We start from the raw sequence: 22,525 nt of genomic DNA on the forward strand, positions 1-22,525 counted from the left end.
ACTGGCACACAAGAGCGGTTCGACTATAAAGGATGCACGCTTTTTACGCTGCACGACCAACAGGTCAGCAACTGAATGCCGGGCACACGGACTTAATTGACGTATGACACTCATGCAATAGAAAAGAGGTGCTAGCATAGAGCCATCAGTCGACCTCAGCATGCACCCTCACAGTAGTCAGGATATGACCGAGCCAGAAGACCCCAGCCGCGAGCGTCTCAAGCAGCATTTTGCCCAGCGGGTAATTCATCAGGCACGTCAAATTCTTGAGATCTGGCAGCGCCTGCAACGCAGCGAATGGTCGAACGCCGATTTTTCCGAACTCAGCGAAGCCAATCTGCGCCTGCTGCGCTTTGCCGAGCGATTCGAACAGCCGGAACACAGTCAACTGGCCCGGCATATCGGTGAATCCTTGCAGGCCGTGGACGAAAACCGTGGTCGCCTGAGCAGCCAACTGATCACGGAACTCAACCGCTTGATGCAACGCCTGTCCCGCACCGGCTTGCGCCAGGGCGATCAGCTTGAGCAAACCTTCCTGCCGCCAATGCGCAAGCCGATCTACGTGATGCTGGCCGACCATGACCGCGCCGAACGGCTGGCCAAGCAGCTGGAATTCTTTGGCATGAGCGCCCAGTCCCTGGACAGCGTCGCCGCCTTTCACGCTTCCATGGCAGAGCGCCTGCCGTCGGCGATTGTGATGGACGTGGACTTCTGCGGCACCGGTCTGGGCCTCAAGCTCGCCGCGCAAGCCCAGGAGGGCCTGGAACAAAAGCTGCCGCTGTTATTTTTCAGCCTGCACGAAACCGATACGCCAACGCGCCTGGCCGCCGTGCGCGCTGGCGGCGAGGAATTCCTCACCGGCACCCTGGAAGCCTCCAGCCTGCTGGAAAAGATCGAAGTGCTGACCTGCGTCGCCCAGTACGAGCCATATAAAGTACTGATCATTGACGACTCGCGGGCCCAGGCGCTGCACACCGAACGCCTGCTCAACAGCGCCGGCATTGTCACGCGCACCTTGATCGAACCGATCCAGGCCATGGCCGAGCTGGCGGATTTCCAGCCTGACCTGATCATCCTCGACATGTATATGCCTGCCTGTACCGGCACCGAGCTGGCCAAGGTAATTCGCCATAACGACCGTTATGTCAGCGTGCCGATCATCTACCTGTCGGCCGAGGACGACTTGGATAAGCAGTTGGACGCAATGAGCGAAGGTGGCGACGACTTCCTCACCAAGCCGATCAAGCCGCGCCATCTGATCACCACCGTGCGCAACCGCGCAGCGCGGGCACGCAACCTGAAGGCGCGGATGGTGCGCGACAGCCTGACCGGGCTGTACAACCACACGCATATCCTGCAATTGCTCGAAGACTGCAGCTTCCGCGCCCGCCGCGAGAACAAGCCATTGAGCTTTGCCATGCTGGATATCGACCACTTCAAGCGCGTCAACGACAGCCACGGCCACCCCATGGGCGACCGGGTGATCAAGAGCCTGGCGCTGTTTCTCAAGCAGCGTTTGCGCAAGACCGACTACATCGGCCGCTACGGCGGCGAAGAGTTCGCCATCGTCATGCCCGACACCGACCTGGAATCGGCCTGCAAGGTGCTGGACGAAATTCGCGGGCGCTTTGCAGAAATCCACTACCCCGCCCAGCCCCAGGATTTGTGGTGCACCTTCAGCGCCGGCCTGGTGGAGCTGTGCGACGGCTCCGACAGCCTGATGATGGCCGCCCAGGCCGACGAAGCGCTATACCGCGCCAAGGATGCAGGACGTAACCGCGTACAGGCCGCTCGCACGTCAAAGCAAAGTGCCATCTTTTCACCAGAATCCACCGATTCGGTCATAACTCTGTAACGCAAACGCAATAACTTCAGGCACTTATCTTTTGTCGTCGGTTGAATCCCCGCATGCGCCTGAAGCTGCTGACCAATCTCAATACCCTCCTGCTGGTGGCCGTGTGCCTTGCCCTCGGGGCGACGCTATGGTGGTCGCAACGGGCGCTGGAGCGTCCGTACTTGTTGATGGAGCGTTACCTGGGCCTGTCCCAGATCTTTCAAAACCAGGCGGCCCGTAATATCGACGACTACCTGGCCAGCGGCGACGCCCTGCGCCTGAGCAGCGCCAGCCAGAGCCTGGAGAGCCTGTTGAAGCAGCTCGACGAACTGCCGGCCGAGCTGGCGCAAAACCTGCGCCCCAGCCTGGCGGACCTGGAGACCTTCAGTAAGACGGCCCTGCTGGCCGCCGGCAAACTGGCCGGCGACCCGCAAGCGCTGTTGCTGCAAGCCGAACGCGAACTGGGGGCGAACCTCGAGCAACTGAGCCAATACGCCGGCGCTGTCAATTCCACGGACGCCGCGCGCTACCTGCCGCCGCTGCTCGCCGCCTCGCAACACCTGGGCAAACTGTCCCTGGCCCGCGATAAGCTGATGGGCAGCGGCCGCGCCGAGTTGGCCGATGAGGTCGAGCGCGAGATCGCCAACATCCGCACCCAGGCTGACCTGCTGGCGCAATTGCCGTTGCTTGGGGTCAAGGCCAGCGCTGAATCCAACACCGACGATTTCTCCGCGCTGATGGGCCTGGAAAACACCGAAAAAACCGAAGCCCAAGACACTGGCGTCGACCTCAAGCGCGAGCTCAATAGCCTGTTGACCCGCTATCCCGCCGAACTTCAGCGCACTCGCGAGCAGATCCAGCAACGCGCCGACCTTGCCGCCAGCACCCAGCTGAAAATCGCCAGTGTGCAGCAAGCCATTGCCGGCCTTGAGCCAGTGGTACGCGCGCAACACGCCACTATCCAGGGCGAAGTGCGCGTGATGCAGGGCATGATGATCGGCCTGATCCTGCTGATCGCGCTACTGATCGACACCCTGCAACGCCGCCTGGCGCGGGTGCTGACCAACCTCGCACCGGCCTTGTCCACCTGGGCCGACGGCGACTTCAGTCAGCCGATTACCTTAGGCAAGACCAACCGTGAGCTGCACGCCATTGAAGCGTCCCTGAACCGTCTGCGCGCCTACCTGGTGGACCTGGTGGGCACCATTCGCGGCAATGCCGAAGAAGTTGCCGGCAGCAGCCGCGCCCTCGCCGACCTGAGCAGCGGCTTGCACGACGGTGCCCAGCGCCAGGCCGGCGACACCGCGCAGATCCGTGACTCCCTGGGCGAACTGGAAGCCACCATCCAGCAAGTAGCCGGTGATGCCAGCCAGGCCGCCGGTGCCAGTCGCAGTGCAGGCTTTGCCGTCGAGCAGGGCCAGCGGGTGATCGGCCTGAGCCTGACAGGGTTGCACGCCCTGGTAGGCGAAGTGCAGCAAAATGCGCAGATGATCGAGAAACTCGCGGAGGAATCCGCCACCATCGGCGGCGTACTCACAGTGATTCGCTCGATTGCTGACCAGACCAACCTGCTGGCCCTCAACGCCGCCATTGAAGCTGCCCGCGCCGGTGAGGCCGGGCGTGGTTTTGCCGTGGTTGCCGACGAGGTTCGCTCCCTGGCCCAACGCACTGCCGGCGCCACCGCCGAAATCCAGGGCCTGATCGCCGGCCTGCAAACCGCCGCGCACCAGTCGGTCCAAGGCATGCGCGCCCAGGTCGAACACGCCGAAGCCACTGCCCAGCAAGCCCAGGCCGCGGATGGCGCGCTGGATGAAATCGTCGGGGCGATCCAGACGATTTCCGAGACGGCGGTACGCATTGCCGATGTGACCGCGCAGCAGAGTGGGGCTGTGAGTGAGATACGTGATAACAGCGAAAGAATTCATCAGCTGGGTGAGGATAATTTGTTGCGCATTGGCCAGGGGCGTAGTCAGGGCGAGCATCTGTTGGTGCTGGGTGGGCAGCTCAACACTGCCGTACAAGCCTTCCGCGTCTCACCCGCTCTCCCGCCCTATGGAGATCAAATGTGGGAGGGGGCTTGCTCCCGATAGCGGTGGATCAGCTACAGATATTGAGACTGACACACTGTAATCGGGAGCAAGTCCCCTCCCACATTTGATCTTCAGTGGATTCAAGACCGTGTCAGGCATGACTGGATCCTGGGCCACAGTCACAAATTTCGCGCAATCCTCGCTAATCGTGCTGCCTACTGCATAGAACTGGACAGTCACAAAGGCTTTGCGGCATAGTCGCCGGGTTCTGCCGCACCCACACCAATAACAAGGAACAGCCGATGGCGACCTTACTGGTTCTTCACGGACCCAACCTGAACCTGCTCGGCACCCGCGAACCGGGCGTCTATGGGGCAGTGACCCTCGACCAGATCAACCTCGACCTGGAAAAACGGGCACGTGAAGCCGGCCACCATTTGCTCTACCTGCAAAGCAATGCCGAGTACGAATTGATTGATCGCATCCATGCCGCCCGTGTTGAAGGCGTGGACTTTATCCTGATCAATCCCGCCGCTTTTACGCATACAAGCGTTGCATTACGTGACGCGTTGCTGGCGGTGAGCATCCCATTCATCGAAGTGCATTTGTCCAACGTGTACAAACGCGAACCTTTCCGCCATCACTCTTACTTCTCCGACGTAGCGGTAGGAGTGATCTGCGGCCTTGGCGCCAGCGGTTACCGACTGGCCCTGGAGGCCGCCCTGGAACAGCTTGAAGAACAGGCCAAGCGCCCCTGACCGACCCTTGGGAGTTGATGATTCATGGATATCCGTAAAGTTAAGAAACTGATCGAACTGCTGGAAGAATCCGGTATCGACGAGCTGGAAATCAAGGAAGGCGAAGAATCCGTACGGATCAGCCGTCACAGCAAGACCCCGGCCCAACAGTTCTACGCACCACAGATGCAAGCACCGGCTCCAGCCGCTGCCGCCCCTGCCGCAGCACCAGCAGCCGCAGCGCCTGCCGCTCCAGCCGCCCCTGTGCTGAACGGCTTCGTGGTCAAGTCGCCAATGGTCGGTACCTTCTACCGCACCCCGGCACCGACCTCGCCAGCCTTCGTTGAAGTGGGCAAGACCGTGAAAGTGGGCGACACCATCTGCATCGTTGAAGCGATGAAGATGATGAACCACATCACGGCCGAAAAAGCCGGCGTCATCGAATCCATCCTGGTAGAAAACGGTCAGCCGGTTGAGTACGACCAGCCGCTGTTCACCATCGTTTGAACCGCGGAGCGCCTTCGATGTTGAAACCTGCGAAGAAACTGCAAAAAGTCCTGATCGCCAACCGCGGCGAGATCGCGCTGCGTATCCTGCGCGCCTGTAAGGAAGAGGGCATCAAGACCGTCGCTGTTTACTCGACGGCCGATACCGAATTGATGCACGTGAAACTGGCGGACGAAAGCATCTGCATTGGCCCGCCACTGGCCACGAACTCCTACCTGAAAGTCTCGAACATCATCGCTGCGGCAGAAGTGACCGGCGCTGATGGCATCCACCCGGGCTACGGCTTCCTCGCGGAAAACGCCGATTTCGCCGAACAGGTGGAAAAATCCGGGTTCGCCTTCATCGGCCCGAAAGCCGAAACCATTCGCCTGATGGGCGACAAGGTTTCAGCCAAGGACGCCATGATCGCAGCCGGCGTGCCAACCGTTCCAGGTTCCGACGGCCCACTGCCTGAAGACGAGGAAACCGCCCTGCGCATTGGTCGCGAAGTCGGTTACCCGGTGATCATCAAGGCCGCCGGTGGCGGTGGTGGTCGCGGCATGCGCGTGGTGCACAAGGAAGAAGACCTGATCGAAGCCGCCAAGCAGACTCGCTCCGAAGCGGGCGCCTGGTTCGGCAACCCGATGGTCTACCTGGAGAAGTACCTGACCAACCCACGTCACGTGGAAGTCCAGGTGCTGTCCGACGGCCAGGGCCACGCCATCCACCTGGGCGACCGCGACTGCTCGCTGCAACGTCGTCACCAGAAGGTACTGGAAGAAGCACCGGCACCGGGCCTCGACGAAAAAGCTCGCCAGGAAGTGCTGGCTCGCTGCGTCAAGGCGTGCATCGACATCAACTACCGTGGCGCCGGTACCTTTGAGTTCCTCTACGAGAACGGTCGTTTCTACTTCATCGAGATGAACACTCGTGTGCAGGTAGAGCACCCGGTTTCGGAGATGGTCACCGGTATCGACATCGTCAAGGAGATGCTCAGCATCGCCGCCGGTAACGTGCTGTCCTTCACCCAGGACGACGTGAAGATGCACGGTCACTCCCTGGAGTGCCGGATCAACGCCGAAGACCCGAAAACCTTTATTCCGAGTCCAGGTCTGGTCAAGCATTTCCATGCGCCAGGCGGCAACGGCGTTCGCGTCGATTCGCACCTGTACAGCGGCTACAAGGTTCCGTCCAACTACGACTCGCTGATCGGCAAGCTGATCACCTGGGGCGCTACTCGCGACGAGGCCATGGCCCGTATGCGCAACGCCCTGGATGAAATCGTGGTAGACGGCATCAAGACCAACATCCCACTGCATCGGGACCTGGTTCGTGATGAAGGCTTCTGCGAAGGTGGTGTGAACATTCACTACCTGGAACACAAGCTGGCCAACCAGTAAGTGCTCCACCCAACAAAGCCGCCTTCGGGCGGCTTTGTTGTTTGTGGGCCCTCTATTTTGAAGATGTACACAGTGCAAATGTGGGAGGGGGCTTGCTCCCGATAGCGGTGGATCAGTTACAGATGATGAGGCTGACACACTGCTATCGGGAGCAAGCCCCCTCCCACATTTGATCCGTGTTCAGTCAGTACAGTCGTCTTCTGCGGTTCGCTCGCGTAAACTTGCGCGCTTTCGCGGCCTACCCGCTGCACATTCATTTTTTTCAAAGGTGCCCGCCATGCCTTGGCTGCAAGTCCGTCTCGCCATCAGCCCAGAACAAGCCGAAACCTACGAAGACGCTTTCCTTGAAGTAGGCGCCGTGTCGGTGACCTTCATGGACGCCGAAGACCAGCCCATCTTCGAACCGGAACTCAATACCACGCCGCTGTGGTCCCACACCCACTTGCTGGCCCTGTTCGAAGACGGCACCGATGCCGCTGCCGTGCTGGCCCATATGCAATTGCTCACCGGCAGCCCGCTGCCCGAGCATCACAGCGAAGTCATCGAAGACCAGGACTGGGAACGCAGCTGGATGGATAACTTCCAGCCCATGCGTTTCGGCCAGCGCCTGTGGATCGTGCCGAGCTGGCACGCCGCACCGGAACCAGACGCGGTCAACCTGCTGCTGGACCCGGGCCTGGCGTTCGGCACCGGTACCCACCCCACCACCGCCCTGTGCCTGGAATGGCTGGACGGCCAGGACCTGACCGACTGCAACGTGCTGGACTTCGGCTGCGGCTCGGGGATCCTGGCGATTGCCGCTCTGCTGCTGGGCGCCAAGGAGGCCGTGGGCACCGATATCGACGTGCAAGCTCTGGAAGCCTCCCGCGACAACGCCGGGCGCAACCACATCCCTGAAGGCAAATTCCCGCTGTACCTGCCGGAGCAATTGCCCCAGGTGAAGGCCGATGTACTCGTTGCCAATATCCTCGCCGGGCCGCTGGTTGCCTTGGCGCCGCAGCTGTCGAGCCTGGTCAAGCCGGGGGGGCGCCTGGCGCTGTCGGGCATTCTCGCCGAACAAGGTGAAGACGTCGCCGCAGCCTACGCCCAGGACTTCGAACTGGACCCGATCGCCAACCGTGATGGCTGGGTACGCATCAGTGGTCGTCGGCGCTAGAATGAGCGCTTGCCTGAATCGGATGGCCGCATGACCGACAGTTTCGTCACCCAGTGTCCGCATTGCCAAGCTCGCTTTCGCGTCAACCACGCCCAGTTGAACGTGGCCCGTGGCGTGGTGCGCTGCGGCTCGTGCCTGCAAGTGTTCAACGCCGCTCGCCAGTTGTTGGAGCAACGCAACCACACGCCTGCGCCGCAACCTGAGCGGCCGGCTACTGTCGAGCCAGCCGTCAAACCGGCTGGCGAAGCAACTGCACAACCACCGCGGGCAATCAGCCAGAAGCAATGGACAGCCGAAGAGCTGGACCTGGATAACCTGGACCTGGACAAAGAACTGGCCAAGCTGGAACGTCGTGAGATTCAGCACACCCAGCCGCCAGGCGCGGAACGTCGCCACCCGGGTGCTGATCGCCGGCAAAAGGAAGACTCCCTCAGCGCAAGCCGCGATACGGCCAAGGCCGAGGAAGAAAAGTGGGCTGCCAGCCTGTTCAGTGCCCCACCAGAGGAGCGCGCGCAGCCCCCTGAGGACCTGCCCGAGCCGGCCAAGACACCTGCGTCCAAACAGCGCACCGAACCGTCCATGTCGGCCCACACCGACGAACTCGATGACGAACCGCCGCTGCGTTCTGCCCCTGGCGATGACGACCTCGACCCGCCGCTGACACCTGTCACCGACGCGCGGGATATGCCCGAACCCGAAGAGCCCCTGCAGTCACGCCGCAAGCGCCCGCGCGCGGAAGCCGGAGTGCACGACGACCTGCTCCACGACCTGGAAGACGACCCTCTGCACCTGTATGCGCAGAAACGTCCGTCAGGCTGGGGCCGCCGCTTGATCTGGATCACGCTCATCGTACTCGCGGCTGCCGGCCTGGCAGGCCAGTACATCGCTTACCAATTCGATGACCTGGCCCGCCAGGACGCCTACCGCCCATGGTTCCAGGAGCTGTGCCCGAAACTGGGTTGTACCGTGCCATCGCGGGTCGATGTCGCCCATATCAAGAGCAGCAACCTGGTGGTGCGCAGCCACCCCGAATTCGCCGGCGCGCTGGTGGTGGATGCGATCCTCTATAACCGCGCGACCTTCTCCCAGCCCTTCCCACTGCTGGAGCTGCGCTTTGCGGATTTGAATGGCAGCCTGATTGCCAGTCGTCGCTTCAAACCTGCCGAGTATCTCAGTGGCGAGTTGGCCGGCGTCAGCGAAATGCCCTCGCAGACGCCGATCCACATCTCCCTGGACATCCTTGATCCAGGCAACAAGGCCGTGAACTACAGCCTAAGCTTCCATTCGCCAGAGTGAAGCAACGCACATACCGAGGTTTGACGGTGGATTATTGACTTTGCCGCCGTCGACCAAACCGATGGCGATAAAAAAGCAACTGTTCAGATTTTATCCAATTCAGCCTTTAACCAGTCATCGAGAGCGGGTATCATGCCAACCCTTTTTCGAACTCTAATGATCCGGCCCCACAACAGGGAAGTCCTATGTCGGCGGTACGCATCGGCCCATACACATTGCAGAACGGCTTGATCCTCGCCCCGATGGCGGGCGTCACCGACCAGCCCTTTCGTCAGTTGTGCAAGCGTTTGGGCGCGGGTCTAGTAGTCTCTGAAATGGTTACCAGCGACATGAGTTTGTGGAACACCCGCAAGTCGCGGATGCGCATGATCCACGAAGGTGATCCCGAGCCACGCTCGGTACAGATCGCCGGTGGTGATGCACAGATGCTGGCGGATGCAGCCCGGGCCAATGTGGAGTTGGGTGCACAGATCATTGATATCAACATGGGCTGCCCGGCCAAGAAGGTCTGCAACAAGGCTGCCGGTTCCGCCTTGTTGAAAGATGAGCAGTTGGTTGCCGAGATCCTGCAGGCCGTCGTTGGCGCAGTGGATGTGCCGGTGACCCTGAAGATTCGTACCGGCTGGGACCGGGACAACAAGAATGGCCTGACGGTGGCGAAGATCGCTGAACAGGCCGGGATTACAGCGCTGGCGGTACATGGCCGTACCCGCGCCGACCTTTATACCGGTGAAGCCGAGTACGACACCATTGCCGCGATCAAGCAGGCCGTGTCGATGCCGGTGTTTGCCAATGGCGACATCGACTCAGCCGAGAAAGCCCGGCGCGTGCTGCACGCAACCGGTGCCGATGGCTTGTTGATTGGCCGGGCCGCCCAGGGGCGACCGTGGATTTTTCGTGAGATCGAGCACTTCCTGCGTACCGGCGAAGTCTTGCCGGCACCGGCGTTGGTCGAGGTGGAACGTATTCTGCTAGAGCATCTGGCCGCCCTGCACGCCTTCTATGGGGACGTGATGGGTGTACGCATTGCTCGCAAGCATGTCGGCTGGTATCTCGCCACCTTGCCGGGCGCCAAGGAATTCCGCGCTCAGTTCAATCGTTTGGATGAAACGCAGGCACAGGTCGCCACCGTTCGTGAGTTCTTCGCCGAACGTGACAAGAGCCTGGAAACAGGGGATGGAGAAGGGGTGGCCGCATGACGATGATGACCGAGACTTTAGTGAGTGGAACAACACCCGTGAGCGACAACGTCAATTTGAAACAGCACCTCAACACGCCCAGTGAAGAAGGCCAGACCCTTCGCGGGAGTGTCGAGAAGGCGCTGCACAATTATTTCGCCCACCTTGAGGGTGCTTCCGTCACGGACGTGTACAACCTGGTGCTCTCCGAAGTCGAGGCGCCCTTGCTCGAAAGCGTGATGAACTACGTCAAGGGCAACCAGACCAAAGCCAGTGAGCTGCTGGGCCTCAACCGTGGCACCTTGCGTAAAAAGCTCAAGCAGTACGATTTGCTGTAAGCATTCAATCAAACCAGAAAGGCGCCCGCGTAAAAACGGTCGCCTTTTTTGCTGACTCCTTTGCTTTTGATGGAAATTGAAATGACCGACCAGACTACCCGCCTGCCGATCCGCCGTGCCTTGATCAGTGTTTCCGACAAGACCGGGATCCTCGAATTCGCTCGGGAGCTGGAAGCCCTGGGCGTGGAAATCCTCTCCACGGGCGGGACCTTCAAACTGCTGCAGGACAACGGCGTGGCCGCAGTAGAAGTGGCGGACTACACCGGTTTCGCAGAAATGATGGACGGTCGCGTCAAGACCCTGCACCCGAAAATCCACGGCGGTATCCTCGGCCGTCGCGGTATCGACGACGCCATCATGAACGAGCACGGTATCAAGCCGATCGACCTGGTGGCCGTTAACCTCTACCCCTTCGAAGCCACCATCAACAAGCCAGGCTGCGACCTGCCGACCGCCATCGAAAATATCGATATCGGCGGTCCGACCATGGTCCGCTCGGCCGCCAAGAACCATAAAGACGTGGCCATCGTGGTTAACGCCAGCGACTACGACCAGGTGCTGGAAAGCCTGAAAGCCGGTGGCCTGACTTACGCCCAGCGCTTTGACCTGATGCTCAAGGCGTTCGAACACACCGCGGCCTACGACGGCATGATCGCCAACTACATGGGCACCGTGAACCAGGCAGCCGACACCCTGAGCACTGAAGGCCGCAGCCAGTTCCCGCGCACCTTCAACAGCCAGTTCATCAAGGCCCAGGAAATGCGCTACGGCGAGAACCCGCACCAGAGCGCGGCGTTCTACGTGGAAGCCAAGCCTGCCGAAGTGGGCATCGCCACCGCTACCCAGCTGCAAGGCAAAGAACTTTCCTACAACAACGTGGCCGACACCGATGCCGCGCTGGAATGCGTGAAGAGCTTCGTCAAACCAGCCTGCGTAATCGTCAAGCACGCCAACCCGTGCGGTGTGGCCGTCAGCCCGGATGCAGAAGGCGGTATCCGCCAGGCCTACGAACTGGCCTACGCCACCGACACCGAATCGGCGTTCGGCGGCATCATCGCCTTCAACCGCGAACTGGATGCCGAGACCGCCAAGGCCATCGTCGAGCGTCAGTTCGTCGAAGTGATCATTGCCCCAAGCGTCAGTGAAGAAGCCCGCGCCATCGTCGCTGCCAAGGCCAACGTGCGCCTGCTGGCCTGCGGCGAATGGTCGGCTGAGCGTGCCGCTGCCTGGGACTACAAGCGCGTCAATGGCGGCCTGCTGGTACAGAGCCGCGACATCGGCATGATCGGCAGCCAGGACCTGAAAGTGGTGACCCAGCGCGCCCCGACCGAGCAAGAGATCAACGACCTGATCTTCGCCTGGAAAGTGGCCAAGTACGTCAAGTCCAACGCCATCGTCTACGCCAAGAACCGCCAGACCATCGGCGTCGGCGCGGGCCAGATGAGCCGCGTGAACTCGGCGCGTATCGCCGCGATCAAGGCTGAGCACGCCGGTTTGCAGGTAGTGGGTTCGGTGATGGCTTCCGATGCGTTCTTCCCGTTCCGTGATGGTTTGGACAATGCCGCGAAAGCGGGCGTGACCGCCGTGATCCAGCCGGGTGGCTCGATGCGTGATGCTGAAGTCATCGCCGCCGCTGATGAAGCGGGCATTGCGATGGTGTTTACCGGCATGCGCCACTTCCGCCACTGATCCAACTCGATCGAAATGTGGGAGGGGGCTTGCTCCCGATAGCGGTGTATCAGTCAAATAATCAACCTGCTGAAATACCGCAATCGGGAGCAAGCCCCCTCCCACATAAAGCGCACTTGCGGCGCCTCACAGAATTTGCTTCATCCGAGGTTTTTGAAATGAATGTTTTGATCATTGGCAGCGGTGGCCGTGAACATGCCCTGGCCTGGAAAGTTGCCCAGGACCCACGCGTCCAGAAAGTTTTCGTAGCACCCGGCAACGCCGGTACTGCCATTGAAGCCAAGTGCGAAAACGTCGCCATCGACGTATTGGCCCTGGAACAGTTGGCAGATTTTGCCGAGCAGAACGTCTCCCTGACCATCGTCGGTCCGGAAGTGCCATTGGTGGCCGGCGTCGTTGACCTGTTCCGCAGCCGTGGCCTGGATTGCTTCGGCCCAACCGCTGGCGCCGCCCAGTTGGAAGGCTCGAAAGCCTTCACCAAGGACTTTCTGGCGCGCCACAAGATCCCGACCGCCGACTACCAGAACTTCACCGAGATCGAGCCAGCCCTGGCTTACCTGCGTGAAAAAGGTGCACCGATCGTAATCAAGGCCGATGGCCTGGCTGCCGGTAAAGGCGTGATCGTCGCCATGACCCTGCAGGAAGCCGAAGACGCCGTGCGCGACATGCTCGCCGGCAACGCCTTTGGTGACGCCGGTTCCCGTGTGGTCATCGAGGAATTCCTCGACGGCGAAGAAGCCAGCTTTATCGTGATGGTCGACGGCAAGAACGTGCTGCCCATGGCCACCAGCCAGGACCACAAGCGTGTCGGCAACGGCGACAGCGGCCCGAACACCGGCGGCATGGGTGCCTACTCGCCGGCACCGGTAGTGACCAGCGAGGTGCACCAGCGCGTCATGGACCTGGTGATCTGGCCAACGGTGCGGGGCATGGCCGACGAAGGCAACGTCTACACCGGCTTCCTCTACGCCGGCCTGATGATCGACAAAGCCGGCAACCCGAAAGTCATCGAGTTCAACTGCCGCTTTGGCGATCCGGAAACCCAACCGGTGATGCTGCGCCTGCAGTCGAGCCTGGTCCTGCTGGTGGAAGCTGCCCTGGCCCAGGCGCTGGACAAGGTCGAAGCGCAGTGGGACCCACGTCCGAGCGTCGGCATTGTACTGGCGGCCGGTGGTTACCCTGCCGACTACGCCAAGGGCGATGTGATCGAAGGCCTGGACGCGGCCGCCGCGCTGGAAGGCAAGGTGTTCCATGCAGGCACCGCACTCAAGGATGGCAAAGTTGTAACCGCAGGTGGCCGCGTGTTGTGCGCCACCGCAATGGGTGCCAGTGTCGATGCCGCGCAACAGCAGGCGTACACGCTGGCTGCGAAAATCGACTGGAAAGGTTGCTTCTACCGCACTGACATCGGCTATCGCGCCATTGCCCGTGAACGTGGTGAGAACAGCTGAGCGGCTACACTCCAAGTAGCTATCCGTTCGGTTAGGTAAGGGCCTTTGGCCCTTGCCGTACACATATCGCCCCGCGCATAGTTAACCCGTGCATCAACCTACGAAGGGATTTCGCCGTGCGCTGGCTCAGGATCGCCATAGGTTTTACTGTCAGTCTACTGACCCTGCTCTGCTTGCTCCCGGCCCAGGCCGCCGCGCAAGGCATTGGTTGGGCAGTATTGCTTGATGAACAGGCCGACCTGCAACTGAGCGACATCCGTTCCGCCCGCTACACCAATCAATTCAGCCCCATCGAACTGGACCGGATCACTGCCGCGCAGCCGGACGGTGCGTTGTGGGTGCGCTTCAGATTGCAGCCCGGCAAGCACGAACAAGTGCTGCGGGTATTCGCCCCGGACCTGTCCAGCCTGAGCCTGTATGTACTGGACGGTGACACCCTGGTCGAGCAGCAAACCACCGGTACACGCCAACCCCAGGCTGAACGCCCGCTGCCCAGCAGCGACTTCATGCTGCCGATGCCCCAGAGCCAACGGCCCCTTGAGGTGTATCTGCGCCTGGTCTCGGAACACGAGCTGCGCCCCTACATCACCCTGGAACCCGCGGTACTGGCCGCCGCCAACCAGAACCAGACGCTGATCTACGGCCTGCTGTTTGGCGTGCTGCTGATGCTGATCCTGCACAACCTTACGCGCTTCGCCTACCACCGCTCACGCAGCAGCCTGTGGCTGGCCGCCTGCGAATTTCTGTTGATGCTCAGCCTGGCGTTATTGCTTAACCTGGTGGGGCCGTGGCTGCCGAACTGGCACGCGATCCAGACGCCAGGCGCGTACCTCGCCCTGCTACTGACCGCCCCCTGCGGGCTGATGTATGCCTATCGCTTCTTCATGCCACTGGGCCCGCACCCGCTGAACAAAGTGTTGATGGCCGACATCCTGCTGATCGTGCTGTGCGGCCTGCTGCTGTTGTTCGTCAATACCCTGCCGCTGAATATCATCACCTATGCGCTGGTGGCGCTGGCCGGCCTGAGCATGTTGTTTGTGTCGGCCTACCACTGGCAAAAAGGCTACCGCCCGGCGCGCTTGTTCGTGGCGGCGATGGTGGTGTTCAACATCGGCACCCTGATCATCCTCCCCGCCCTGCTCGGCCTGACACTGGTGGCGCCGCAAGGCTTGATCGTCACCTTGCTGGGTTTTATCTGCCTCAGCGGCCTGCTGATGAGCCTGGCTCTCGGCGAGCGCCAGCGCGCGATTGTCGAAACCCGCTTCAGCCTGAGCCGCGACCTGGCGGCCAGCAATGCCGAAATCGCCGCCAAGGCCGAGTTCCTGGCGAAGATCAGCCACGAAATTCGCACGCCCATGAACGGCGTACTGGGCATGACCGAATTGCTGCTGGGCACGCCGCTGTCGGTGAAGCAACGAGACTATGTGCAGACCATCCACAGCGCCGGTAACGAGTTGCTCACCCTGATCAACGAAATCCTCGACATCTCCAAGCTCGAATCCGGCCAGATCGAACTGGATGATGTGCAGTTCGACCTCAACGCGTTGATCGACGACTGCCTGAGCATCTTCCGCGCCAAGGCCGAGCAGCAGAATGTCGAACTGATCAGTTTTATCCAGCCTCAGGTGCCGCGGGTGATCAGTGGCGATCCGACGCGCCTGCGCCAGGCGCTGCTGAGCCTGTTGGAAAATGCCCTGCATAAAACCGATGAGGGCGAAGTGCTGATCGTCGTCGCACTCGACGAGCGCAGCAGCAAGCCGCGCCTGCGCATTGCCGTGCAAGACAGCGGCCTGCCCATGGAAGCCGCCGAGCGCGACGCCCTGCTGCACAGCGAACTGCACAGCAAGAATTTCCTGTCGGCGACGCGCTTGAGCGGCCACCTGGGCCTGGTCATCGCCCGCCAGTTGATCCTGTTGATGAACGGCGAATTCGGCATCAAGAGTGGCAGCCACCAGGGCAGCACCCTGTGGCTGACCCTGCCGCTGGACCCGGAACGCCTGGAACATCCTACGTCCGACCTCGACGGCCCGCTCAAGGATGCTCGCGTGCTGGTGGTCGACGACAACGACACCTGCCGCAAAGTGCTGGTACAGCAATGCACGGCCTGGGGCCTGAACGTCAGCGCCGTGCCTTCCGGCAAGGAAGCGCTGGCGCTGTTGCGCACCAAGGCGCACCTGCGTGATTACTTCGACGTGGTACTGCTCGACCAGAACATGCCCGGCATGACTGGCATGCAACTGGCCGCCAAGATCAAGGAAGACCCGAGCCTTAACCACGACATCCTGCTGATCATGCTCACCGGTATCAGCAACGCGCCAAGCAAGATCATTGCGCGCAACTGCGGGATCAAGCGCATCCTCGCCAAACCGGTGGCTGGCTATACCCTCAAGACCACCCTGGCCGATGAACTGGCGCAGCGCAACAAAGGCGCCGCCATTGCACGCCCGGCACCCAGCGCACCGGCAGCCGTGAGCGTGCCCAGCGATTTCCGAATCCTGGTAGCCGAAGACAACAGCATCTCCACCAAAGTGATTCGCGGCATGCTCGGCAAACTCAATCTCAACCCGGACACCGCCAGCAATGGCGAAGAAGCGTTGGAAGCGATGAAAGCCCAGCGCTATGACCTGGTATTGATGGACTGTGAGATGCCGATCCTCGATGGTTTCTCCGCCACCCAGCAGCTGCGGGCGTGGGAAGTCAGTCACCAACGCGTGCGTACGCCGGTGGTAGCGCTCACGGCGCACATTCTCTCGGAACATAAAGAACGCGCACGCCAGGCCGGCATGGACGGGCATATGGCCAAGCCGGTGGAGTTGTCGCAGTTGCGTGAGCTGGTGGACTATTGGGTGGCGCAGCGCCAACAACGCCCGGAGCACGCGCCTTCCTGACTTGGAATACAAGCCCACACACACATTTGATTCGCGTCGCCTGATAGACTCTCCACACTTTCCCGCCCGCGAGCCGCGCCCATGCTCCATGTGTTGTTCAGCGTTTACCTGAAGATGCTGGTGCTCTACAGCCCGTTCTTTGTGCTGTCCTGCTTTATCAGCCTGACCCGTGGTTATTCCAGCAAAGAGCGCCGGCGCCTGGCCTGGAAAGTCGCCCTGGCGACCCTGGTATCGAGCGTGTTGCTCTACCTGTTCGGCCGGGTGATTTTCAGCGTGTTCGGCATTACCGTGGACGCGTTCCGCATCGGCGCCGGCAGTGTGTTGTTTATCTCCGCCCTGGGCATGGCCCAAGGCAAGTCGGCGGTGCAGACCGACAACGTACAGCAGGACGTGACCATCGTGCCGCTGACCATCCCTCTTACCGTGGGCCCCGGTACCATCGGCGCATTGCTGGTGATGGGCGTGAGCCAACCACACTGGGATGACAAGCTCACCGCTATCCTCAGCATTACCCTGGCCAGCCTCACGGTGGGCGTGGTGCTGTACCTGTCCAACCGTATCGAACGCATTCTCGGCGACCAGGGCTTGCAGATTGTCAGCCGGCTGATGGGGCTGTTCGTCTGCGCCCTGGCCGCGCAAATCATCTTTACCGGCGTGCGCGGCTATCTGGTGCCTTAGATCCGGTATTTGGCAATGGCCAACTGCACTTTGTCACCGGCGCTTTCGCGCATCATTTGGATGGTTTTTTCATTGACCACCGAGGTATTCAACACCAGGCAGGTCTGCCCGCTGAAAGCCTCGAACGAAGAGCTGTCCCACTCCAGGAAGGGCAAGCCCAGATGTTTGTCCACGCCGTGGGTGCTGTAGGTCACCAGCACCATCATCAATTCACCGTCGTTTTCCGCGCAGGAGGCCAGGCCGAAATCGCCGCCCTCATGCACCGTGCAGTTACGTTTGAACAGGTCGAAAGACGCCGGTTGCCGCTTCAATGCCTCCAGCGCATCAGCGGCCAACTTGGGCAGCGCGGTGAGCAATGGCCCAGACAGCGCCGTCGTCGCCAACATCGCGGCGATGATATTCAGGGCCGCCAGTTGCACCGTCAGGCCCTTGCCTGCACGCGAGATCCGCTCAAAGCGGCTACGCACCGGAAACCAGCCAAGGCTGATCATGACCTTGATAAATTCGTCGTACCAAGCCTCGCTGCCCCGCTGGACCTTCAGCACATCACTCACATAACTGCTGGCCAGCAGGTAACTTTTGCGGATGTACTCCCGATTCAACGCAGACAACCCTTCGGCAAATGAAATCACACCGTTGTTGACCACGGCCGCATTGCAATCGTCGTCGGAGTCCAGCGGTAAAGCCGCGTGCTTTCCGGGTGCGCCTGGCAATTTGTAGGCGGCAATCAACTTGCGCCTCTTGGTACTGTTGATCCTTCTGTGATGTCGCTCCATTTCCAGTTCTCCACAAGCACCCCACATGGGGCTTGCTACCACCCTAGTCCAGTGCAGGGAGGGTTTTCCATGCGACAAACATCCCTTGGCCGCACCCACACAAAACCACCGCCCAGCAATGACAAGGCACGGCCAAGGGGCGCGCGTTTTTCAGCGTATAAAAAAGAAAAAGCCCCGAACAACGCCAGTTGAATCCCTGGGTCATTCGGAGCTTTCTTGCAGCCTGATGGGCCGTTTTCAGCTGGCGGGTTTGTCGCCGTACCAGCGCGGCGTATACACCCACTCACCGCCACCGGCACGGGGGAATGTGCAGGTGGTGGACGAGCCGATCAACACCATGGTGCGCATGTCCACTTGCTCGGGCGTGAGTTGCCCCAAGGTAGTGACACGCAGGGTCTGGCCCGGGCGACCGATATCGCGGCCCAACACCACCGGCGTCTCGGGCGTGCGATGCAGCGCGACAATCTCCAGGGCGCGCCCCAGTTGCCAAGGCCGCGAACGGGAGATCGGGTTATAGAACGCCAGGGCCAGGTCGGCCTGGGAGGCAAGGTCCAGGCGCTTTTCGATGATCGACCAGGGCTTGAGGTTATCCGACAGCGACATCACACAGAAGTCATGCCCCAGCGGTGCACCGGCCTGAGCGGCAGTGGCCAGGGAGGCGGAAACCCCCGGCAGGATTTCCAGGTCGACCTGATGCCAGGCCGGGTCGCTGGACTCGTGCAACGCCTCGATCACCGCGGCAGCCATGGCGAAGACGCCCGGGTCGCCGGACGACACCACCACCACCGAACGCCCTTGCGCGGCCAGCTCGAAGGCATGGCGAGCACGCTGCATTTCTTCGCGGTTGTCGGTGCAGTGTTGCACTTGATCGTCACGGAACGGCCCCGCCATGCGCACGTAGGTTTCGTAACCCAGTACGTCCGTGCAACGCGCCAGTTCTGCCTTGACCGCCGGCACCATCAACTCGGCGGCGCCTGGGCCCAGGCCGATCACCGCGAGACGGCCACGGCGGCGGCCAACCAGTGACAGGTCCAAGGGTTGCTCGGCCACGGTAATGCTGACGTCCGCAATGGGCGAAACCTGAGCAAAACGCAGCGGTACACCCAACGCCAACGCGGCCTCATGCAATGAAGCATCGGCCATCTGCAGGTCGCTGGCCAACAGGCAGGCCAAGGCTTGCACGGCGATACCCGCTTCATGTAACGCCGTACGCACACGTTCGGCCAACTGCGCACCAGGCTTGCAGGTGACGTAGACGTTCTGCGGATATATCAGCAGTTCATTGGCTGCAGGAGTGCGCTCGGCACTGCCCACATGAATCGCCAGGCGCGCCTGTTGATCCTGTGGCAGATTGGCCTGGTCCAGCCATGGCGCGGCACCTTCGATGCGCACGCTTTCACCCGCCAGCAGGTCCGAGACAAAGCGCTTGCCCAACTCAATGTCTGCCAGTTGATAACCCGCCGGCGGGTTGAGCAGGCAAGTGCCGAAGCGCAACTCGCCACTGGTGGTGATTGCGGCGGCCACGCCCAGTGCCGCAGCGATGTCCCGCGCCATCACATTCACACCGCCCAGGCCACCAAGCAGCGGCACCACGGCGCTGCCGTCTTCAGCCACGGCCAGCACGGCGGGTTCCTCGCCCTTTTCCAGCAGCAGCGGCGCCAGGGTGCGGATCACAATGCCGGCAGCGCAGAGGGCAATCAGCGGGGTGCCTTGCTGGTAGAGCTGGCGCAGCGTCGCGCCGAATTCGCTGTAGCTCTGGTCGGCACCTTCAACCCGTGCGGCCAGGCCGTGGATCAGTGCGCCGGGGTAAACCTGCTGGATCTTGCGCGCCGTTTCCAGGCTGCCTTGGCCCAGAATCACAATCGCCGGAGTCATCAACCTTGCCACCTTTCACCGGGCACGATGATCAGCGAGAAATACGGCGAAGACGCCGGATCAACCTGATCCAACGGCACGATCTTCTGGTTGGCCATGGTGGCACGCTCCACATACAACGCACGCTCGGCCAGGCCCAGCTCTTCCAACACCTGGCGCACCTTCGGGAAGTTGCGCCCCAACTTCATGATCACCGCGGCGTCGGCATCCGCCAGGCGGCGCTTGAGGTCGTCATGGGGCAATACGCCCGAGAGCACCGACAAGCTCTGGTTGCGATATACCAGCGGCGCGCCGAGTACCGAAGCGCCTCCGAGCATCGAGCACACACCCGGAATCACCTGGGCCTCGTAGCGCTCGGCGAGGCGGTCATGCAGGTACATGTAGGAGCCGTAGAAGAACGGATCACCTTCGCAGATCACCGCCACATCACGGCCCGCATCCAGGTGCGCGGCTACGTCGAGGCTGGCGTTGTCGTAGAAGTCACTGATCACTTGTTCATAGGACAGCGGCGCCGGCAGTACTTCGGTGGTCACCGGGTACACCAGCGGCATCAGGGTTTGCTGCGCCACCAGGTGATCTTCGATGATGCCGAAGGCGTTGCCCTTCTTGCCCTTGGCCACGAAGTACGCCACCACCGGGGACTCACGCAGCAGGCGCAGGGCCTTGAGGGTAATCAGTTCCGGGTCGCCGGGGCCGACGCCCAGGCCGATCAAACGTCCGCGTGCTTGCATTATTCGACCTCCGTGGCCAAGGCGTTGACGGCGGCGGCGGCCATGGCACTGCCGCCCAGGCGCCCTTGCATGATCACGAACGGCACCCCACGGCTATCCGCCGCCAGCATCGCCTTGGACTCGGCGGCGCCGACAAACCCTACTGGGAAACCGAGGATCAACGCCGGTTTCGGCGCGCCAGCATCAAGCATTTCCAACAGGTAGAACAAGGCGGTCGGCGCGTTGCCGATCACCACCACACTGCCTTCCAGATGCGGGCGCCACAGTTCCAGGGCGGCGGCAGAACGAGTGTTGCCCAACTCCCGCGCCAGCTCCGGCACGCTGTCATCGCGCAGGGTGCAGATCACGGGGTTATTGGCCGGCAGGCGCGCACGGGTCACACCTTCGGAGACCATCCGCGCATCACACAAAATCGGTGCGCCAGCGGCCAATGCATCACGCCCGGCCTTGCCCGCGCCGTCGGAAAATTGCAGGCCATCGATGGCCTCGACCATGCCGCACGCATGAATCACTCGTACCGCGAGTTTTTCCAGGTCAGCCGGAATGCGCTCCAACTTGGCTTCCGCGCGAATAATGGCAAAGGAGTTGCGATAGATCTCCTGACCGTCGCGGATGTAATCAATCATCGGTGTTGCTCCGTGGGCGAGCGCGCAGCAAGGCGCCCGCCGCTTCAATGGAAAGAGTGCGCGCGTGCAGCCGGCCGAAACCTGGTTGGGCTGCGTCGCGAAAATAGAGGTCGTAGTGGCCGGGGCTGACCGCCAGCAAGGTGGCCGGTGCGGTGTGCGCAGCGGCGCAGGAGCGCGGGCAGCCGGACAGGTGCACTTCAACACCAGGTTGCAGGGCGGCCAGTTGCACCGCGTCGGCCTTGGTATCGGCCAGGCCTTTGCCGCAGCCACTGGAGCCAGTGCAGGCGATCATACGGGCCAGGGGTTGGTCGATTGAGCAGAGAAAGCCCAATTGCGCCAAGCGTTCGGTCACGGTGCCAGGGCGTTCAATATTGGGCAGCAGTACGCCCTGCCAGGGCGTGAAGCGTAATGTCCCGTCGCCGTACTCGCTGGCCAGTTGCGCGGCACCCTTGAGCATCAGCGGATCCAGGCGGCCCAATGGCGCGACTGCCGCGACGTAGAACTGATTTTTCTGCGGTTGTGGATAACTTCCCAGGTGCAGCAACGCGCCGCTGGCCGGGCGTTGGAAACCCTCCACCGGCAGCAGCGGCAGGCTGAGGCGGCTCAGTAAGTTATCCACAGCCAGATGGCGCATGCGCGTTTGCTCGGGCGTCGCCAGGTCGAGAAAGGCTTCCAGCACCGCCACCATCAGTGCATGGCCCTGCTCCAACGGCACTGCTGCCACGGGCGCATCCAGCCCCGGGCAGCCGGCCAGGCCGAATGCCAACAGCGTCTGGCCATTGCGTATAAACGCCGACAGCCACAGGTCATGGTGATGCTCAAGCATCGCCAGGGCTTCACCGCCATCCAGCTGTATCGCGAACTTGGCCGACAGTTCGTGGAACCGCGTATGGTTTTGCAAGGTGGCGAGAATCTGCGCGGCCAGCGGGCGGGTGTCGAACCCCATCTGTGGGTCGATACCGGCGCTGGGGCTGAGCATCAGGTTGCGTACGTCGTCACCGGCAGCGTTGCTCGGGCCAAGGCCCGCGGCCAGCAGCATGGCGATCAAGGCCTCCTGCTCGGCGCCGATCCCGCGGATCTGCAGGTTGGCGCGGTTGGTCGCCTCGATCACCCCACCTGCGTAGGCCTGGGCCGCGTCTGCCACGGCATGGGCCTGGGCGGCGCTGATCGAACCGCCAGCCAATTTGATCCGGCAAATGCCGCCGTCCAACGCCTGGACAATACGCAGCAACCCCGGACAAGCCGAGGGGCGCAAGGTATTCACAGCGGGCGTTGGGTTCACGGGGCTACCGGTTGACGGGTAAAGGCGCGGTATTATGCCTGCTTTGTCCGGCGGCATGAAAAGCCTGCCCGTCG

Annotated in this window: 18 protein-coding genes; 13 read left to right on the forward strand and 5 right to left on the reverse strand. The window is 61.6% G+C overall.

Annotated features, from left to right (window positions below; genetic code table 11):
- The first annotated feature begins 184 nt into the window (after window positions 1-184).
- The 13 genes from FRT59_RS14145 (at window position 185) to FRT59_RS14205 (ending at window position 17,161) form a co-directional block, all read left to right on the forward strand.
- Window positions 185-1,855 (forward strand): response regulator, encoded by a 1,671-nt coding sequence (locus FRT59_RS14145; RefSeq protein ID WP_034117524.1) that lies wholly within the window; start codon window positions 185-187, stop codon window positions 1,853-1,855.
- A gap of 53 nt (window positions 1,856-1,908) precedes the next feature.
- Window positions 1,909-3,924, forward strand: coding sequence for a methyl-accepting chemotaxis protein (locus FRT59_RS14150; RefSeq protein WP_153871493.1), 2,016 nt, complete (start codon window positions 1,909-1,911; stop codon window positions 3,922-3,924).
- A gap of 242 nt (window positions 3,925-4,166) precedes the next feature.
- Complete coding sequence (aroQ, locus tag FRT59_RS14155) at window positions 4,167-4,622, forward strand: type II 3-dehydroquinate dehydratase (protein ID WP_034117522.1); 456 nt, start codon at window positions 4,167-4,169, stop codon at window positions 4,620-4,622.
- Between the two features lie 24 nt (window positions 4,623-4,646).
- Window positions 4,647-5,108: an acetyl-CoA carboxylase biotin carboxyl carrier protein gene (gene accB / locus FRT59_RS14160; RefSeq protein ID WP_034117521.1), complete on the forward strand. Its 462-nt coding sequence runs from the start codon at window positions 4,647-4,649 to the stop codon at window positions 5,106-5,108.
- Between the two features lie 17 nt (window positions 5,109-5,125).
- Entirely contained in the window at window positions 5,126-6,487 is a 1,362-nt protein-coding gene (gene accC / locus FRT59_RS14165) for an acetyl-CoA carboxylase biotin carboxylase subunit (protein WP_003188188.1), read from the forward strand.
- A gap of 277 nt (window positions 6,488-6,764) precedes the next feature.
- Window positions 6,765-7,643: a 50S ribosomal protein L11 methyltransferase gene (gene prmA / locus FRT59_RS14170; protein ID WP_034117520.1), complete on the forward strand. Its 879-nt coding sequence runs from the start codon at window positions 6,765-6,767 to the stop codon at window positions 7,641-7,643.
- Window positions 7,644-7,673: 30 nt separating this feature from the next.
- The gene (locus FRT59_RS14175; protein ID WP_153871494.1) at window positions 7,674-8,939 is read left to right on the forward strand and encodes a DUF3426 domain-containing protein; all 1,266 of its coding nucleotides are present in this window, start codon (window positions 7,674-7,676) and stop codon (window positions 8,937-8,939) included.
- Between the two features lie 185 nt (window positions 8,940-9,124).
- Window positions 9,125-10,138, forward strand: a complete 1,014-nt coding sequence (dusB, locus tag FRT59_RS14180; protein WP_153871495.1) for a tRNA dihydrouridine synthase DusB — start codon at window positions 9,125-9,127, stop codon at window positions 10,136-10,138.
- Window positions 10,135-10,455, forward strand: a complete 321-nt coding sequence (gene fis / locus FRT59_RS14185; protein ID WP_002555375.1) for a DNA-binding transcriptional regulator Fis — start codon at window positions 10,135-10,137, stop codon at window positions 10,453-10,455. Before dusB ends, fis begins: the two co-directional genes overlap by 4 nt.
- 81 nt (window positions 10,456-10,536) lie before the next feature.
- A complete protein-coding gene (gene purH, locus FRT59_RS14190) occupies window positions 10,537-12,144 on the forward strand; it encodes a bifunctional phosphoribosylaminoimidazolecarboxamide formyltransferase/IMP cyclohydrolase (RefSeq protein ID WP_034117517.1) in 1,608 nt (535 codons plus the stop codon).
- Between the two features lie 158 nt (window positions 12,145-12,302).
- Window positions 12,303-13,595 carry a phosphoribosylamine--glycine ligase gene (purD, locus tag FRT59_RS14195; protein WP_153871496.1) on the forward strand — a complete coding sequence of 431 codons (1,293 nt, stop codon included), beginning with the start codon at window positions 12,303-12,305 and terminating at the stop codon, window positions 13,593-13,595.
- Between the two features lie 116 nt (window positions 13,596-13,711).
- The gene (locus FRT59_RS14200) at window positions 13,712-16,483 is read left to right on the forward strand and encodes a hybrid sensor histidine kinase/response regulator (RefSeq protein WP_034117515.1); all 2,772 of its coding nucleotides are present in this window, start codon (window positions 13,712-13,714) and stop codon (window positions 16,481-16,483) included.
- A gap of 81 nt (window positions 16,484-16,564) precedes the next feature.
- Window positions 16,565-17,161, forward strand: coding sequence for a MarC family protein (locus FRT59_RS14205; protein ID WP_034117514.1), 597 nt, complete (start codon window positions 16,565-16,567; stop codon window positions 17,159-17,161).
- On the opposite strand, the gene FRT59_RS14210 is transcribed toward FRT59_RS14205, so the two are convergent.
- From FRT59_RS14210 to cobG, 5 genes are all read right to left on the reverse strand, one after another.
- The gene (locus FRT59_RS14210) at window positions 17,158-17,937 is read right to left on the reverse strand and encodes a hypothetical protein (RefSeq protein WP_153871497.1); all 780 of its coding nucleotides are present in this window, start codon (window positions 17,935-17,937) and stop codon (window positions 17,158-17,160) included. The two genes, FRT59_RS14205 and FRT59_RS14210, sit on opposite strands and share 4 nt — an antisense overlap.
- Window positions 17,938-18,174: 237 nt before the next feature.
- A complete protein-coding gene (gene cobJ / locus FRT59_RS14215) occupies window positions 18,175-19,812 on the reverse strand; it encodes a precorrin-3B C(17)-methyltransferase (protein WP_153871498.1) in 1,638 nt (545 codons plus the stop codon).
- Window positions 19,812-20,543: a precorrin-2 C(20)-methyltransferase gene (locus tag FRT59_RS14220; protein WP_153871499.1), complete on the reverse strand. Its 732-nt coding sequence runs from the start codon at window positions 20,541-20,543 to the stop codon at window positions 19,812-19,814. The genes cobJ and FRT59_RS14220 overlap by 1 nt, the downstream gene beginning before the upstream one ends.
- A complete protein-coding gene (locus FRT59_RS14225; protein WP_098480452.1) occupies window positions 20,543-21,169 on the reverse strand; it encodes a precorrin-8X methylmutase in 627 nt (208 codons plus the stop codon). Before FRT59_RS14225 ends, FRT59_RS14220 begins: the two co-directional genes overlap by 1 nt.
- On the reverse strand, window positions 21,162-22,508 hold the full coding sequence (cobG, locus tag FRT59_RS14230) for a precorrin-3B synthase (protein ID WP_153871500.1): 1,347 nt from the start codon (window positions 22,506-22,508) through the stop codon (window positions 21,162-21,164). The genes FRT59_RS14225 and cobG overlap by 8 nt, the downstream gene beginning before the upstream one ends.
- Between the last annotated feature and the right edge of the window lie 17 nt (window positions 22,509-22,525).

The organism is Pseudomonas haemolytica (genome assembly GCF_009659625.1).
GTDB classification, from domain to species: domain Bacteria; phylum Pseudomonadota; class Gammaproteobacteria; order Pseudomonadales; family Pseudomonadaceae; genus Aquipseudomonas; species Aquipseudomonas haemolytica.